Source organism: Spirillospora sp. CA-294931, assembly GCF_050946795.1.
GTDB lineage: Bacteria > Actinomycetota > Actinomycetes > Streptosporangiales > Streptosporangiaceae > Spirillospora.
Genome location: NZ_CP192006.1, coordinates 3,248,978 through 3,264,414, shown reverse-complemented (window position 1 = coordinate 3,264,414; position 15,437 = coordinate 3,248,978). Strand labels below are relative to the sequence as shown.

The following is a 15,437-nucleotide window of genomic DNA, read 5'->3' as shown; positions in this document are numbered from 1 at the left end:
CCGCGCACGGCCCTCGACCGGGGTGCCAGCGGTTCCGGCGATGCTTCGGGGAGCCGCCCTGGCCGATTCGCACAGACCCACCCCGCACAGACCCTGTCCACGGCATATCCCCTGCATCGAGGAAGACCATGGTGGAGGAACACACCCCTGTCCTGATCGTCGGCGGTGGACTGGTGGGCCTGTCCACAGCCACCTTTCTGGCGTGGCACGGAGTACGGCCCGTCGTGGTCGAGCGCCGTCCCGGCACCCTGCTCCACCCGCGCGCGAGGGCGATCAACCCGCGCTCGGTCGAGCTGCTGCGCGGGGTCGGGCTCGAGGCGACGATCCTGGCGAACACGTCCCGCGTCTACGACGAGCACTCGCAGATCATCCGGGCCCCCTCGCTGGCGGCCCCGGAGACCGGCCGGACCCCGATGACGCCGCCGAGGTCGGCCGACGGCGCGACCGACGTCTCGCCGTGCCCCTGGGCGCCGATCGACCAGGACCGGCTGGAGGTGCTGCTGCGCGCCCACGCCGAGGGCCTCGGCGCCGACATCCGGTTCTCGACCACGCTGACCTCGTTCGAACCGGCGGGCGAGGGCGGCGTTCTAGCGAAGATCGAGGACGGTCACGGCGCCCGCGCGATCCGCGCGGACTACGTCGTGGCCGCCGACGGCCACCGCAGCATGGTGCGGCGGCACCTCCAGGTCGGCGCGCACGGCCCGGGAGTGCTCGGCACCTCGGTGAACTTCGTGTTCACCGCCGACCTCACCGGCCCGATGCGCGGCCGCAACCTCGGCGTCGGCCACTTCGACGAGCCCCGTCCCGGCACGGTGCTGCTGCCCCATGACGGGGCGGGCCGCTGGGTGCTGGGCATCCCGTTCGACCCGGATTCGGGCGAGACCCTGGGCGACTTCACACCCGAGCGCTGCGCCCGGATGGCCCGGGCGGCGATCGGCGTGCCGGACGCCGAGGTCGAGATCGTCCCGCAGCTCGGCGACGGCACCACCGTGCTGACCTACGAGGTCGAGGCCAAGGTCACCGACCGGTTCCGCGAGGGGCCGGTCTTCTTCGCCGGGGACGCCGCCCACGTGTTCCCCCCGACCGGCGCGTTCGGGGCCAGCACCGGCATCGCCGACGCCCACAACCTGGCGGGCAAGCTCGCCGCCGTGATCCAGGGCCAGGCGAGCCCGGCGCTGCTGGACTCCTATGACGCCGAGCGCCGTCCGGTCGCCCGCTTCACCATGGAGCAGGCGCTGTTCCAGACGCGCGACCGCACCGGGCGCGACGTCCCGCTCAGCCCGGACGCCACGCCCGCCGAGTACGACTCGGTCGTCTTCGGCTACACCTACCGCTCGTCGGCCGTGCTCTGCGAGGACGGCGGAACGCCGGACGGCTCGCGGAGCCTGAGCCCGCTCCTGCCGAGCGAGCTGTCCGGCCAGCCGGGAAGCCGGGCGCCGCATGTCCGGATCGAGCGGGACGGGCGGACGCTGTCCGTCCTGGACCTGTTCGGCCGGGGCCCGGTCCTGCTGGCCGGACCCGAGGGCGGCGCCTGGGTGACGGCACTGGACCGCGCGGCGGCGGGCCTGGCGGGGACGATCACCGCCCATGCCGTGGGCGGCGACTCCGCGAACGCGCTCGGCGAACCGGACGGCCGGTTCGCCGAGGCTTACGGGATCGGCCCGGCCGGGGCGGTCCTGGTCCGCTCGGACGGTTTCGTCGCCTGGCGCTCCCCGGAACCCGCGACCCGACCGGAAAAGGTCCTGACCGCGGTCCTCCGAGAGACGCTCTCACTCGGCGGCTAGGGCAGCCCGCAAGGACCGCAACCCCGCGCGCGATTGCGTTAACTAACCGGGGGAAGCGAAGCCGAAGGCGAGCTTCCCCCGATTAGATCGCGAAGCGATGCAGCAATCGCCAAATCACGGTCACCGAAGCGAGCCGCCAGGCGAGCGCAGGTGGGCCGAGATTTCAGTAAACACGGCCGCCGGCCACCGCGTAGACCTCGTAGTGCCCGCCGGGACGGTCGCGGTCCTGGTAGGCGCGCATTGGGGAGCGGTGGCCGCGCTCGCGGTGCAGCCGCTCCCAGGCGGAATAGGCCCGCCGTGTCTCCCATTCCATGACCAGGGTGAGGCTGCGCGGGTCGGTCACCGACCGCAGCAGCAGGTCGCCCAGCAGGCCGGGCGTGCCGTCCAGCAGCTCGCGGGCCCGGGCGTACGCGGCGTCGACGGCGCCGCGCTCGCCCTCCGGCTCCCGCAGATAGACGATCACACGGATCGGGGTCGTGGCGGTGACGGCGGTCCTGGAAATCGACACCTCCGGCACGGTCAGGCCCCTTCCGCCAGGAGCGCGACGCGGCCGAGCACCCCGGCCAGCGCGGTCCGGAGCTCGCCGCCGGGGTCGGCCGGGAGTGAGCGCGACCGCCAGGCGACGAACCCGTCGGGACGCACCAGCACCGCCCCGTCCCGCTCCACCCCGAATGCCTCGGCCCAGCGGCCCTCCAGGTCGTGGACGCGGCCGGGCCCCTCGGCGGAGCCGTCGCCGACCACGGCGGTCTCGATGCCGACGCCCAGCTCGCCCGATGCGGCTTCGCCCGCCTCCGTCCAGGCCGGACCCGCATCGGGCCCCGCGAACAGGACGAAGCGGCGGCGCACCAGGTCGATCGTCGAGCCGCCGGCCATCGCGACGTGCGGGGCCCGGGTTCCGGGCAGGCCCGCGGCGCCGGGCGCCCACACCGCGCCGTCGTCCGGCCCGGACTCGGCGATCACGGCCGACGACCGGTAGCGGTAGCCGAGCACCACGACGGGGTCGGCGACGATCTCCGGATCGACCCCGTCCTGCCCGTCGCGCTTGGCACCGGGACGGTCCTTGGAGCGCAGCACCGCCTGGCGCACGGTCTGCTCGGCCACCGGGCGCCGCTCGGCCTCGTAGGTGTCCAGCAGCGCGTCACCTGCCTGGCCGCGCAGCACCGCGGCCAGTTTCCACGCCAGGTTGTGGGCGTCCTGGATACCGGTGTTGGAGCCGAAGGCGCCGCTGGGCGGCATCACGTGCGCGGCGTCCCCGACCAGGAAGACGCGGCCGTCGCGCAGCCGGTCGGCCACGCGCCCGGCCGACTCCCACGGCAGCGCGTTCTTGATCCGCACCTCCAGGTCCGGGACCCCGGCGGCCGCGCGCACCAGCTCCGCGCAGCGCTCCTCGGTGAACCCGAGCAGCTCCTCGGGCTCACACATCACGTGCAGCATCCACCGGTCGGTGTTGTTCACCGGCAGCAGCGCGCAGCGCACGCCCGCCCCGGCGATGTAGGCCATGATGAAGCGGCGGTCGCCCAGCGTCGCGGCCAGGTCCGCCTCGAACTGGATGTTCAGGAAATGGCCGACGCGACCCGGTCCCGAGGTGCCGATGCCGAGCCGCTCCCGGATCGGGCTGCCCGCGCCGTCCGCCGCCACCAGGTAGCCCGCGCGCACGCGCCGCTCGACCCCGTCGGCGCCGCGCACCACCGCGGTCACCCCGTCGCCGTCCGGCTCGACCGCCAGGCACTCGGCCCCGAAGTGGACGTCGGCGCCCAGCTCGCGGGCGCGGTCGCGCAGGATCGGCTCCAGCTCGTCCTGGTGGCACATGCACCAGTCGGTGGGGCTCAGCTCGGTCCAGTTCGGCGAGCCGAACATGAAGTAGGGCTGGCTCATCTCGCCGAGCTGCCGTCCGGCCAGGGTCTCGGCCACCACGATGCCGTCGTTGCCCGCCAGCTCGCGGGCCGAGTCCGCGGCGCGGATCCGCGACTCCAGGCCGAGCACGCGCAGCAGTTCCATCGACCGGGGGGTGATCCCCCGGGCGCGCGGGTGCGGCGACAGCCCCGCGTGCTTCTCGACCACCACCGATTCGATCCCGTGCCAGCCCAGGAACGCGGCCGTCGACAGGCCGACCGGACCGGCACCCACCACCAGGACCGGTGTTCTCTCTGGAAGCATGCGAGTCCCTCCCGCCGAGGGCGCCGCGGCCCGGCGCCGTTTCCCCGCATGCTCGCCGCAGGCCGTCCACCGGCGCTCGACGCGCGCTGGACCGGGATCGGCCCCCCGCGCGGCCCCGCCACCTGCGCCACCAGCGGCGTTCGACCGGCACGTGACGCGCTCGGCGCAGGATGCGCGCATGGGCCGCCGGGCCGTCTGGCGGTGCCCCGCCCGGACGGCTGCGGAGGAAGACCATGACGATCGAGCGTCCCGATATCGAGGCTCCGGAGCAGGTGTTCCCGCCTGCCACGCCCGAGCCCCTAGAACCCGCCCCCGAATACGAGCGGCTGCGCCGCGAGTGCCCGGTCGCCCGGGTGCGGTTGCCGAGCGGCGACCACGCCTGGCTGGTGACCGGCTACCGCGACAACCGCGCCCTCTTCGCCGACAACACCTTCAGCCGCGCCGCCGCGACCGCGCCCGGCGCGCCCCGCCTGCGCGCCGCCGCCCTGGAGACCCGCTCGATCACCGTCCTGGACCCGCCGGAGCACACCCGGGTCAGGCGCCTGGTGCTCCACGCGTTCACCAGCGCGCGCGTCGAGCGGATGCGGCCGGGCATCACCCGGCTCGCCGAGGACCTGCTGGACGCGATGGTGAAGGGCGGGCGGCCCGCCGACCTGGTGGAGGCGTTCGCGCGCCCGCTCCCGATCGCCGTCATCAGCGAGTTGCTCGGCATCCCCGAGGGCGACCGGTGGCGGTTCCGCGCGTGGGCCGAGGACTACCTCGGGCAGTCCAGGGAGCGCATCGAGCGCGGCGGGGCCAGGCTGAAGGCGTACTTCGCCGACCTCGTCGAGTGGCGGCGCGCGGCGCCCGGCGACGACCTGTTCAGCTCGCTGGTCACCATGCCGCCGCAGGACAGGCTCGACGACGAGGACCTGATCGTCCTCGGGGTGACGCTGCTGGTGGCCGGGTTCGAGACGGTGGCCAACGAGATCGCGTGCGCGACCGTGGTGCTGCTGCGCCACCCCGAGCAGCTCCGGCGGCTCCAGGACGACCCCGGCCTGCTGCCCTCGGCGGTGGAGGAGCTGCTGCGGTTCACCCCGATCTCGGTGAGCGGCGGGACGATCCGCGTCGCGCTCGGCGACACCGAGCTGGCGGGCACCCCGATCCGGGCGGGCGAGGGCGTGCTGCCCGCGATCGTCTCCGCCGACCGCGACCCCGAGATCTTCACCGATCCGGACGTCCTGGACCTGGGCCGCAGCCCGAACCCGCACATCGCCTTCGGCCACGGCATCCACCGCTGCCTGGGCGCCCAGCTCGCCCGCGCGGAGTTGCAGATCGCCTTCGCGACGCTGCTGGCCCGGCTGCCCGGCCTCCGACTGGCGATCCCCTTCGAGGATCTGGACTGGCGCAAGGAGGGCATGATCCGGGGACCGCGCTCGCTGCCCGTCACCTGGTGAGATCGGGGGCCGCGGCGCGGGCCGCGGCCCCCGATCGATCGGTCACAGCGGATACGGCTCGGGGGCGAGCGGGAGGGACTTCCACTGCTCGGGGTCATGGCCGTGGATGATCCGGGCGCCCTCGCGCCGGGCCAGCTCGGCCAGCTTGCGCGTCGACTCCCTCACCCTGGCCTCGTCCACGTCGAACGGGTAGATGGCGCGCTCGTCGGCCACCAGGTCGGCGGCGGTCGGCACGGCGTCCACCGCGAGCAGCAGCGGCGCCGCGCCGTCCGGCCGCAGCAGCACCGACTGGTGGCCGGGGATGTGCCCGCCCGACTCGACGAGCTCGATCCCGGGCCGGAACTCGTGGTCGCCGTCGATCAGGCCGAATCGCTCCTCCGGGAAGTCCCAGAGCTTCTTGAAGCGCTCCAGCCGGGGGACGTCGCCCGACCGCGCGCACTCGTAGTGCTCGCGCTGCACCCAGAACGTCGCCTGGGGGAACGCGTCGAGGTTGCCCGCGTGGTCCGGGTCGAAATGGGAGACGATCACGTCCTTGATCCCGGCGGGGTCGACGCCCAGGCCCTCCAGCTGGCTCACGACGTCCTCGCCGCGCTCCAGCTGGATGGGCTCCTTGGGCTCGTCGGCGTACGCCCCGGCCCGCGACCGCGCGTACCCCGTGTCGATGAGGACGTCGCCGTCGTCGTGCCGGATCAGGTAGGCGGGAACGGGTCCGCCGGTCGCCCGCATGGTGCCGGCGCGCATCAGGTAAAGCCGCATGCTCACTCCTCTCGGTCGGATGTGCTGTGCTTGCTGTCTGTGCTCGGTGGCTCAGGACCGCTTCCCCGCTCGGACGGGGAACTCGGTCCGTGCGAACGCGTACGGGGCCAGGCGGTGCACGACCCGGTGCTCCAGGGCGTACACCGCCTCCCAGTCCACGTCGAAGCCCTCGCGGGACAGGTCGGCGACGAGCCTGAGCAGGTCGGCGCCCGCGTCGGTCCCCACCGCCAGGACCCGGGGGACGGCGCCGTCCTGGCGCAGCCCCCGCTCGACCCGCGCGGCGAAGGCGTCCGCGGGGCCGACCCTGACGAGATAACCGGCGCCGCCCTGGGGCTCGCCGGTGTGGCCGGACGGCATGAACCACTCGCCCTCGTCGTCGCCGTCCCCGGCCACCAGGACCGGGATCCGCGGCGGCTGCGGTGGACTCTGCGGCGCCAGGCCGACCAGCGACCGCAGCGCCTCGCTCAGCGAGACCGCCCCGGCCAGGCAGGACGCGGCCAGCGCGCCGACGCCCCGGCCCGCGACGAACGCGGGGGTCAGGCGCAGCGCCTGCAGCGCCTTGCCCAGCGCGTACTCGATGCAGAACAGCGCGACGCCCCCGGCGCCGCTCGTCCAGCCGCCGACCTGGTGGTCGTACAGGTCCAGGCAGTTCTCGGCGACGCGCGCCTCCTGCGCCGCCTCGTCGAGGAAGGCCCGGAACGGTTCGGGTCCCTCCGCGACGCCGGTCGGCGTTCCCGCCGGCCAGGCCTCGGCGCCCGGCAGCAGCAGGCCGAAGCGGTGCCCCCCTTGTTCGTCCCCCGTGAGCGCTCCGAGGAGCGTGGTGTCGAGGACGGCCTCGCGCAGCAGGCCGACCAGTTCGTCCATCGAGTCGGCGGGCGCGACGAACCGGTGCCGCAGCGACCCCTTGACCTTGTTGCTGGTGAAGCAGATGGCCCCCAGTTCGTCGTCGCGGCACCCCTCCAGGTACGTCGCCTGTGCCGCGAGGTTGCGCCGCAGCCCGCCGTGGTCGGGGGCCGACAGCGTGAACACGCCCGCTCCCTGCCCCGGGGGCGGCGTGAGCCCGTGCACCGGCCGGACCATGCCGAGCACGACATGCGCGATGGTCCCGGTCGTCCCCATGGCGCCGACGCCCGCCACGACCTCGTCGTCCCCCGGCAGCCGCAGCAGCCGGTCGAGCAGCCGCAGCCCGTTCTCCCCCAGACGGTGCCGTGGATCTTCCGGGACGCCGTACAGGCTCGGCGGCACCACCCGGTGGTGCAGCGCGAGCGCCGTCTTGATCAGGGAGGCGATCCCCGCCGCGCCCTCCAGGTGGCCGAGGTTGCCCTTGACCGACCCGATGGCGCACGGCTCCCCCCGGGGAACACCGTGGACGGCCCCCAGCGCCGCGGCCTCGGCGGCGTCGCCGAGCGGCGCCCCGGTGCCGTTGGCCTCGACGAACGCGATCTCCGCCGGCGTGACCCCCGCGCGCTCGTAGGCCGCCATGATCGTCTCTTGCTGCTGGCGCCAGCCCGGCACGGTCAGCCCCTCGCCCCGTCCGTGGTGACCGACCGCGCTCCCCCTGATCACCGCGTAGACGGGCTGGCCGTCGACCAGCGCGCTGTCCAGGCGCCGCAGCACGACCATGCCGACGCCCTCCCCCCGGACGCTGCCCTCGGCCAGCGCGCTGAACGGCCGGGGCCGCCCGCTCGGGGCGGACAGGCCGGCCTGCGTCTGGTAGATCCCCCCGGCCGGCGACAGGATGACGTTCACCCCGGCCGCCAGCGCGTAGTCGCACTCGCGCTGCGCCACGGCGGTGGCGGCCAGATGCACCGCCACCAGCGAGGCCGACGACTCGGTGTCGACCGCGACGCTCGGGCCGCGCAGGTCGAGCTGGTGGGACAGGCGGTTGGCCATCAGGTGATGGCCCATGCCGCCGCCCTGGCGCGCGGCGAAGTCGGCCGGACGGCCCGACGCCGCCCACTCCCAGAGCCAGTCGTTGCCCGTCACTCCCACGTAGACGCCGGTGCGGGTGCCCGCCAGCGCGGCCGGGTCGAGACCGGCGTCCTCCACCGTGTGCCACGCGCACTCCAGGAGAAGGCGCTGCTGCGGATCCATCGCCGCTGCCTCGTCCTCGGGAATTCCGAACAGCTCGTTGTCGAACCGGTCGAGGTCGTGGATGAAGCCACCCATCCGGGTGTTGATCGTGCCGGGTTCACCGCCGGAGGAGTAGAAGTCGTCCACCGGCCAGCGCGATTCGGGCACGGGGCCGATGGCGTCCTGCCCCCTGACCACCAGATCCCAGAACTCCTCCTTGCCGGGCGCCCCGGGAAAACGGCAGGCCATGCCGACGATCGCGACGGCGGCGCCGGCGATCATGGCCTCACCTCCCGATGGCGCCCTGGAGGGGCGGCCGTTGAACCGCCCGCGACGGGTGCGCGGCTTCGGCGGGGCGCGCGGCCGGCGCGCGGGGCCCTGCGCCCGTCGGTCCGTGTGGGCGGACCGTCGGTCGTGGCGTGCATCGGAGTCCTCCTTCGAGGCTGAGAGGCAGGACGGGGACGGGGCCCGCCCCGGCCATGGAACGGCCGGAATCGAGTGCCCGCGTTTCGGTTATCGCACAATGGAACGATCAGAAACGCCAGATTATCCGTCCCGCCTAGAGCCCGACTAGAGGGGCCTCTTCCTGGCCGGATGCCGCCATTCGGTGTGTGCTCGAACACGGCCGGTACATCGGAAGTCACCGTCTCCGGTCGACTCTTACAACTGACACCAAGGATTGACAAGAGTTGCAATATCAGCGAACTTCAGTAAGCCTCGAAGGCGCCCATCCCGGAGAAAAATCTCGGCCTACTCCGGACAACGGGGATGAGACAACTTCACCTTCAGCATGTAGACTGGCGACATGAAGCCGGACGAGCTACGCGGGCACCTCGAAGCCCTGGTCCTGGCCGTCCTCGAAGACGAGGCGCTGCACGGATACGCGATCATGGAAGAGCTGAGCCGGCTCAGTGACGGCTCCATCGAGCTGCCGACCGGAACGCTCTATCCGGCACTGCGCCGTCTTGAGCGCGTCGGCTATCTGAAGAGTTCCTGGAGCATTGTGGGCGGCCGCAAGCGGCGCACCTACCAGCTCACGAGGGCGGGTAAGAAGGCGCTCGAGGACGAACGGAGCGCCTGGCAGAAATTCACTTCCACCATTGGCGCCGTACTGGGCTCGACCCAGACCGATCGCGCCTGATTCAGCTTCGCACCGGCCACGCCTCGTTCAGTTCCCTGTAGCGTCCAGGCGCGCTCGCCAGCTCGGCGGGCGCGCCTTGTTGCACGATCCGTCCCGCCTCCAGCACGAGCACCTCGTCGGCGGCGGCGAGCCCGTCGAGCCGGTGGGTCACCAGCAGCGTCGTGCGCCCCTCGGTCGCCGCGAGCACGTCGTCCATGAGCGCGTCGGCGGCCTCGGGGTCCAGGCCCTCGGTCGGCTCGTCGAGCAGCAGCACCGGCGGGTCGGCCAGCAGGGCGCGGGCCAGGGTCAGCCGCCGGCGCTGGCCGCCCGACATCCGCGCGCCGTCCTCGCCCGCCATCGTCTCCAGCCCGTCGGGCAGCGAGTCGATCCACTCCAGCAGCCCCGCCGCCGCGCAGGCGGCGCGCAGCTCGGCCGTGGTCGCCTCGGGCCGGGCGAGCAGCAGGTTCTCGCGGAGCGTCACGTGGAAGACATGGGCGTCCTGGGTGACCGCGGAGATCCGGCGCCGCAGCTCGGCGTCCTCGAACCGGCGCAGTTCCGTCCCCCCGAGCGTGACCTCCCCGGCCTCGGGCTCGACGAACCGCAGCAGCACCGCCAGCAGCGTGGACTTGCCCGATCCGCTGGCCCCGACCAGAACGGTCCGGCGGCCGGGTGACAGGCACAGCGAGACGCCGTCGAGCGCGGGCGCGGTGCGTCCCTCGTACCGGACGCGGACGTCGCGCATCCGCACCACGGGCGGCCCGTCCGGCGGGTCGGCGGGCTCGGCGCGCGCGGGCACCGGAAGGTCCAGCACGGCCAGCACCCGCTTGGCCGACCCGCCGATCTCCACCAGCCGCTGGGCGGCGGCGGGCAGCGGCGCGACCGCCTCGAACGAGGTCAGCGCGACCAGCGCCAGCACCGCGACCAGCACGCTGTCGATCGTCCCGGCGGCGCCCGCCCGCAGCGCCACGGCGGTCACCGCGGCGGCCGTGACCCCCTGCAGGACGAACCCGGCCCCGGCCGACCACGCCGCGATCCGGGCGGCCCGGCGCTCCAGGTCCTCCAGCTCGGCGGCGGTGCGGTCCGCGGCCTCCAGCGCGCCGTCGGCGGCGCCGAACGCCTCCAGATCGGCGCCGCCGTGCAGCAGGTCGAGCTGCCGCACGGCCAGCCGGTCGCGCACCGGCGCCATGGCCCGTGCCGCCCGGCGCGACCGGGCGGCGGCCACGACGGGCACCAGCCCGCCGCAGACCAGCAGCCCCGCGGCGAGGATCAGCCCCGCCACGGGAAGGATCGCGGCCGACAGCCCCACCGCCACGGCGGAGACGATCGCTCCCACCAGGTAGGGGACGGCGCACCTGACCACCAGATCCTGGATGGCCTCCGCGTCGGAGACCATCCGGTTCAGCGACTCGCCGCCTCGCGGCGTCCGCGCCCCGCCCGGCGCCTGCGGCACCAGCGAGGAGAACATTCTCGGCCGCAGCCGCGCCAGCGCGCCGAGCGCCGCGTCGTGCGAGATCAGCCGCTCCAGATACCGGAACACGCCCCGGCTCAGCGCGAACGCCCGCACCGACACGATCGCCAGGCTCAGCGCCTCGATCGGCGGCCGCTGCGCCGCCCGCGCGATCAGCCACGCCGCCGTCGCCATCAGCCCCAGCGCCGACAGCTCCGCCACGGCCCGCGCCAGCGCCCCCACCACGAGCCGAGGCGCCGCACCCCCGACCAGCCCCCCGAACCGCACCAACGTCGCGCTCATGCCGCGCCTCCGGTGAGGAACGCCCGCGCACCGGCCGCGCTCACGCGACCGCGAACACCAGGCGCCGTCGGACGCCGCATCCCGGCGATGAGCACCCTCGCACCCGTGGCGCTCATGCCTCGCCTCCGGTGAGGAACGCCCGCGCGGCGGTCGCGCTCACGCGGCCACGAGCATCGGGCGCGGCCGGACGGCGCATCTCGGCGGGGCGCAGCGTCGGCGCGCTCATGCCGCGCCCCCGGTCAGCAGGGGCTCGGGAGCGTGGGTCAGGCGGCCGTGGGCCAGGTGGACGGTGCGGTCGACGTGGGCGAGGGTGGCGGGGCGGTGGGCGACCATGATGACGGTGCGGCCCGGGGTCAGGTCGTGGACGGCGGTCAGGAGCGCGGCCTCGCTCTCCTGGTCGAGATGGGCGCCCGGCTCGTCGAGCAGCAGCAGGGAGACCTCGCCGGTGCGGCAGCGCAGGAAGACCCGGGCCAGGGCGACGCGCTGGCGCTGGCCGCCGGACAGGCCGGCGCCGCGCTCGCCGATCACAGCGTCGTAGCCGCCGGGGACCTCGCCGACGAAGGCGTCCGCGCGGGCCGCGACGGCCGCGGCGCGGACGTCGGCGTCGGTGGCGTCGGGGCTGCCGAGGCGGATGTTGTCGGCGACCGTCCCGGCGAACAGGTGCGGGCGCTGGGGCATCCAGGCGATCCGGCGGCGCCAGGCGGCCAGGTCGAGCGTGGACAGGTCATGGTCGCCGACGCGGATGACGCCGCCCGACGGGACGGCGAGGCCGAGCAGCAGCGTCAGCACGCTGCTCTTTCCGGCCCCGCTGGCGCCGACGAGCGCGACGCGCTCCCCCGGGGCGATGTCGAGCGTGACCGCGTCGAGCGCGGGGACGTCGCGGCCTTCGTGGCGGAGGGTGACCTCGTCCAGCCGGACGCGGGGCGGGCCGGACGGGGCGTGGTGGAGGCGCGGGCCCTGTTCGGGGACGGGCGTGTCGAGCACCTGGAGCAGGCGGCGGGCGCCGGCCAGTCCCTCGACCGCCTCGTGGAAGCGGGTGCCCACGGCCCGCAGCGGGACGTACGCCTCGGGGGCCAGGATGAGGACGAACAGGCCGGTCTCCAGCGTCATCCGGCCGTCCAGGAGCCGCAGCCCGATCGGCACCGCGATCAGCGCCACCGAGAACGTCGCGACCAGCTCCAGGACGAACGCCGACAGGAACGCCACCCGCAGGACGCGCATGGTGGCCGAGCGGTGCGCCTCGGCGGCCTCGCGGACGACGTCGACCTGGGCCTCGGCGCGGCCGAAGGCGCGCAGGGTCGGCAGCCCGCGCACGACGTCGAGGAAGTGGCCGCCCAGGCGGGCCAGCAGGCTCCACTGGCGCTCGGCGGCCGACCGGGTCTGGAGGCCGACCAGGATGCCGAACAGCGGGACGAGCGGGAGCGTGACCAGCACGATCAGCGTCGAGGCCAGGTCGGCGCCCGCGAGGCGGATCAGCACCGCCAGCGGGACGAAGGCCGCCACGTACAGCTGCGGGAGGTATCCGGTGAGGTAGGGGTCCAGCGCGTCGAGGCCGCGGCCGAGCGCCGTGCTCAGCTCGCCCGCGCGCCGTCCGGCCAGCCAGCCGGGTCCCAGGTCGCGGGCCCGCCGCAGGACGCGGGCGCGCAGCGTCCGTTTCAGCCGGGCGGCGGCCCGGTGCGCGGCGGCCTGGTGCAGGCGGGCGAGCAGCCCGCGCGCCGCCAGGACGGCGGCGAACAGCAGCAGCGGCACGGCCAGCTCGCCGGGCGGCGGGCGGTGCAGGACGCCGTCGGCGAGCACGCCCGCCAGCAGGTCCGCCTGGGCCACGATCAGGACGGCGGTCGCCAGTGCGGTGAGCGCCGTCCAGATCAGGTGGCGGCGGGCTCCGGGGAGTTCCCGGAGCAGTCGGCGTTCCTCGGGTCGCATGGTGGTCGGCGGCTCAGAAGAACGCCACGGTGTCCTTGCCGACCCGGTGCCTGAAGTACCACCACATCCAGACCTGGACGAGCAGCAGCACGGGCAGGACGGGCAGCGCCATCGTGGCGAACTTCTCCAGCGTCTCCTGGGTGGCGGCGCCGTCCAGCAGGCGCGGGGCGAGCCCGGCGCCGACGGCGAACACCGGGACGACCGCCGCGACGCCGGTGCAGACGAACGCCTGCCCGTGCCGCCCGGCGGCCAGCAGGCGTCCCGCCAGGGCGACGGCCGCCAGGCCGGCGACGGCGAGCGTCAGCGCGTACCAGGGCCGGGCCAGGTCGCCCAGGACGAAGGCCAGCACGACGGTGAGCGCGGCGGCGCCCAGGATCGGCAGCGGGAGCCGGGCGGCCAGCGCGGCGATCCGCTCGCCGTTCTCGCGGGGCATGCGCAGCCCGAGGAAGACCGCGCCGTGCAGGGCGAACAGCCCGACGACCACGGCGGCGCAGGCCAGGGCCAGCGGGTCCAGGACGCCGATGCCCTCGGGCTCACCGGGCAGGCCGCCCACCAGGTTGCCGATGACGAGCCCGGCGGTCAGGGCGAGCCCGAGGCTGCCCGCGAAGATGGCCCGGTCCCAGAAGGCGCGCCACTTCACCGACTCCTGGCGGCTGCGGAACCAGAAGCCCGCGTCGCGCACGGCCCAGGAGACCAGCAGCACCACCAGGACGGGATAGAGGCCGGACAGCAGCTCGCCCTCCATGAGCGGGAACGTGCCCGCCAGGACACCGGCGGTCGCCACCAGCCAGACCTCGTTGAACAGCAGGAAGGGGCCGACCGCGGTGATGGCGGCGCGGCGCTCCATGCCCGGCTCGGTCACGAAGGGCAGCGCCAGCCCGACGCCGATGTTGAAGCCGTCGAGCGCGAACCAGCCGGCGAACAGCAGCCCGACGACCAGCAGCCACAGCAGATCCATCAGATTTCCCTCTCGCCCGGGCTAGAGCCGCAGGGGCAGTTCGTCGGCGGCCGTGGTGGCGGGTTCGGCGGCGCCCAGCCGGGAGCCGAGCATCACCCCGTCGGGCCCGGACCTGGCGACCCGCGCGATGAGCAGGTAGTCGACGACGGCGAGGACGGCGAACACGGTGGTGAACAGGATGAACGAGACCAGGATCGTGCCGGTGCCGATGCCCGGCGAGGCGGCGTCCTCGACCTTGAGCTGCCCGTAGACGAGCCAGGGCTGGCGGCCGACCTCGCGGACGAGCCAGCCCGCGATGGAGGCGATGAACGGGATCGGGATCAGCCAGACCATGATCCGCAGCAGGAACCGGCGCCGCTCCACCCAGTTCTTGATCATGAGGACGAACGGGACCCAGAAGAAGTACTCGAACAGCATGGACCCGGTGTAGGTCATGACCTTGAAGGTGGGCCCGACCCAGCCGGGCGGTCTGTACTCGCCGGGGCCGAACTGCGCGACGGCCGCCGCCTGGAGCTCGTCCAGGCCCAGCCCCTTGCCGCTGTCCTCTCCCCAGATCAGGGCGAACTTCATCGGCTGGAGTTTCTCGACGGAGTCGAGCTGGGTGTAGCCGGTGGCGGCGACGAAGAAGCCGGCGACGCCCGCGACGACGAGGCCGAGCCGCATCGAGCGGCGGAAGAACTCCACGTCCTCGGTCTTGTGGCGGAAGTGCCAGGCGCTGACGCCCGCGACGAACATGCCGCCGGTGGCCAGCACGACGGGGACGATGTGCTGGACGGCGGTGATCGCGGCGTCGTTGCTCAGCAGCGCGCCGAGGTCGACCAGCTCCAGCTTGTCGCCCTTCTTGACGTGGCCGACGGGGTTCTGCAGGAAGCCGTTGGACACCATGATCCAGAACACCGAGACATAGGCCGTCAGGACCACGACCCAGAACACCGCGGCGTGCAGCAGCTTGGGCATCCGGCCCCAGCCGAAGATCCAGATGCCGAGGAACGTCGACTCGACGAAGAAGGCGACGAGCGTCTCCATCGCCAGCGAGGTGCCGAAGACACCGCCGGCGAAGTGCGTGAGGCCGCTCCAGTTCATTCCGAACTGGAATTCCAGCACGAGCCCGACGATGATCCCGAGCGCGTAGTTGATGACGTAGATCTGTCCCCAGAATCTCGTCATCCGCTCGAAGACCGCTTTACCCGTGAGCGCGAACCTGGTCTCCATGATGGCGACGAGCGGACCGAGGCCCAGCGTCAGGATCACGAAGAGGAAATGCAGGCTGGTCGTTACAGCGAACTGTAGACGAGCCAGATCCAACGCCATTTGAGTTACGCCCCTCTACTCTGTTCCGTCCGCCCGGGGACGACACCTAGTTACGCTACATGTAGGGCATCTATCTGTCCACCAGAGCCCGCCGGTCGCGGGCCGCCTCCTAGAAGCTGCACCCGAAGGCTGGTGGACGGCAAGCGCCTGGCTCGACCGGGCCGCCGAG

At 73.8% G+C, this 15,437-nt stretch carries 11 protein-coding genes; 3 read left to right on the top strand and 8 right to left on the bottom strand.

Annotation, left to right across the window (positions count from 1 at the left end; genetic code table 11):
• The first annotated feature begins 128 nt into the window (after positions 1 to 128).
• Entirely contained in the window at positions 129 to 1,784 is a 1,656-nt protein-coding gene (locus ACQPY4_RS14600) for an FAD-dependent monooxygenase (protein WP_433336486.1), read from the top strand.
• A gap of 163 nt (positions 1,785 to 1,947) precedes the next feature.
• On the opposite strand, the gene ACQPY4_RS14595 is transcribed toward ACQPY4_RS14600, so the two are convergent.
• Together ACQPY4_RS14595 and ACQPY4_RS14590 are read right to left on the bottom strand one after the other, a co-directional pair.
• A complete protein-coding gene (locus ACQPY4_RS14595) occupies positions 1,948 to 2,292 on the bottom strand; it encodes an antibiotic biosynthesis monooxygenase family protein (RefSeq protein ID WP_433336484.1) in 345 nt (114 codons plus the stop codon).
• Positions 2,293 to 2,303: 11 nt separating this feature from the next.
• Positions 2,304 to 3,941, bottom strand: a complete 1,638-nt coding sequence (locus ACQPY4_RS14590; RefSeq protein ID WP_433336482.1) for an FAD-dependent monooxygenase — start codon at positions 3,939 to 3,941, stop codon at positions 2,304 to 2,306.
• Between the two features lie 233 nt (positions 3,942 to 4,174).
• Here ACQPY4_RS14590 and ACQPY4_RS14585 point away from each other — a divergent pair, with 233 nt between their 5' ends.
• Positions 4,175 to 5,377: a cytochrome P450 gene (locus tag ACQPY4_RS14585; RefSeq protein ID WP_433336480.1), complete on the top strand. Its 1,203-nt coding sequence runs from the start codon at positions 4,175 to 4,177 to the stop codon at positions 5,375 to 5,377.
• A 42-nt stretch (positions 5,378 to 5,419) separates the two neighbouring features.
• Here ACQPY4_RS14585 and ACQPY4_RS14580 read toward each other — a convergent pair whose 3' ends face one another.
• Complete coding sequence (locus tag ACQPY4_RS14580) at positions 5,420 to 6,133, bottom strand: N-acyl homoserine lactonase family protein (RefSeq protein ID WP_433336478.1); 714 nt, start codon at positions 6,131 to 6,133, stop codon at positions 5,420 to 5,422.
• Between the two features lie 51 nt (positions 6,134 to 6,184).
• Positions 6,185 to 8,488, bottom strand: coding sequence for a beta-ketoacyl synthase N-terminal-like domain-containing protein (locus ACQPY4_RS14575; protein ID WP_433336476.1), 2,304 nt, complete (start codon positions 8,486 to 8,488; stop codon positions 6,185 to 6,187).
• A 523-nt stretch (positions 8,489 to 9,011) separates the two neighbouring features.
• On the opposite strand from ACQPY4_RS14575, the gene ACQPY4_RS14570 reads away from it, so the two are divergent.
• Positions 9,012 to 9,347, top strand: coding sequence for a PadR family transcriptional regulator (locus ACQPY4_RS14570; protein WP_433336474.1), 336 nt, complete (start codon positions 9,012 to 9,014; stop codon positions 9,345 to 9,347).
• Position 9,348: 1 nt separating this feature from the next.
• On the opposite strand, the gene cydC is transcribed toward ACQPY4_RS14570, so the two are convergent.
• From cydC to ACQPY4_RS14550, 4 genes are all read right to left on the bottom strand, one after another.
• The gene (cydC, locus tag ACQPY4_RS14565) at positions 9,349 to 11,076 is read right to left on the bottom strand and encodes a thiol reductant ABC exporter subunit CydC (protein WP_433336472.1); all 1,728 of its coding nucleotides are present in this window, start codon (positions 11,074 to 11,076) and stop codon (positions 9,349 to 9,351) included.
• Positions 11,077 to 11,298: 222 nt separating this feature from the next.
• Entirely contained in the window at positions 11,299 to 12,999 is a 1,701-nt protein-coding gene (gene cydD, locus ACQPY4_RS14560; protein ID WP_433336470.1) for a thiol reductant ABC exporter subunit CydD, read from the bottom strand.
• A gap of 13 nt (positions 13,000 to 13,012) precedes the next feature.
• Positions 13,013 to 13,957, bottom strand: coding sequence for a cytochrome d ubiquinol oxidase subunit II (locus tag ACQPY4_RS14555; protein ID WP_433336468.1), 945 nt, complete (start codon positions 13,955 to 13,957; stop codon positions 13,013 to 13,015).
• Positions 13,958 to 13,978: 21 nt separating this feature from the next.
• A complete protein-coding gene (locus tag ACQPY4_RS14550) occupies positions 13,979 to 15,268 on the bottom strand; it encodes a cytochrome ubiquinol oxidase subunit I (RefSeq protein ID WP_433336466.1) in 1,290 nt (429 codons plus the stop codon).
• Between the last annotated feature and the right edge of the window lie 169 nt (positions 15,269 to 15,437).

What these genes read in the sequence shown, in the direction of transcription:
- ACQPY4_RS14600 (WP_433336486.1), top strand. Translation starts at nt 129, where the DNA reads ATGGTGGAGGAACACACCCCTGTCCTGATCGTCGGCGGTGGACTGGTG.
- ACQPY4_RS14590 (WP_433336482.1), bottom strand. Translation starts at nt 3,941, where the DNA reads ATGCTTCCAGAGAGAACACCGGTCCTGGTGGTGGGTGCCGGTCCGGTC.
- ACQPY4_RS14585 (WP_433336480.1), top strand. Translation starts at nt 4,175, where the DNA reads ATGACGATCGAGCGTCCCGATATCGAGGCTCCGGAGCAGGTGTTCCCG.
- ACQPY4_RS14580 (WP_433336478.1), bottom strand. Translation starts at nt 6,133, where the DNA reads ATGCGGCTTTACCTGATGCGCGCCGGCACCATGCGGGCGACCGGCGGA.
- ACQPY4_RS14575 (WP_433336476.1), bottom strand. Translation starts at nt 8,488, where the DNA reads ATGATCGCCGGCGCCGCCGTCGCGATCGTCGGCATGGCCTGCCGTTTT.
- ACQPY4_RS14570 (WP_433336474.1), top strand. Translation starts at nt 9,012, where the DNA reads ATGAAGCCGGACGAGCTACGCGGGCACCTCGAAGCCCTGGTCCTGGCC.
- cydC (WP_433336472.1), bottom strand. Translation starts at nt 11,076, where the DNA reads ATGAGCGCGACGTTGGTGCGGTTCGGGGGGCTGGTCGGGGGTGCGGCG.
- cydD (WP_433336470.1), bottom strand. Translation starts at nt 12,999, where the DNA reads ATGCGACCCGAGGAACGCCGACTGCTCCGGGAACTCCCCGGAGCCCGC.
- ACQPY4_RS14555 (WP_433336468.1), bottom strand. Translation starts at nt 13,957, where the DNA reads ATGGATCTGCTGTGGCTGCTGGTCGTCGGGCTGCTGTTCGCCGGCTGG.
- ACQPY4_RS14550 (WP_433336466.1), bottom strand. Translation starts at nt 15,268, where the DNA reads ATGGCGTTGGATCTGGCTCGTCTACAGTTCGCTGTAACGACCAGCCTG.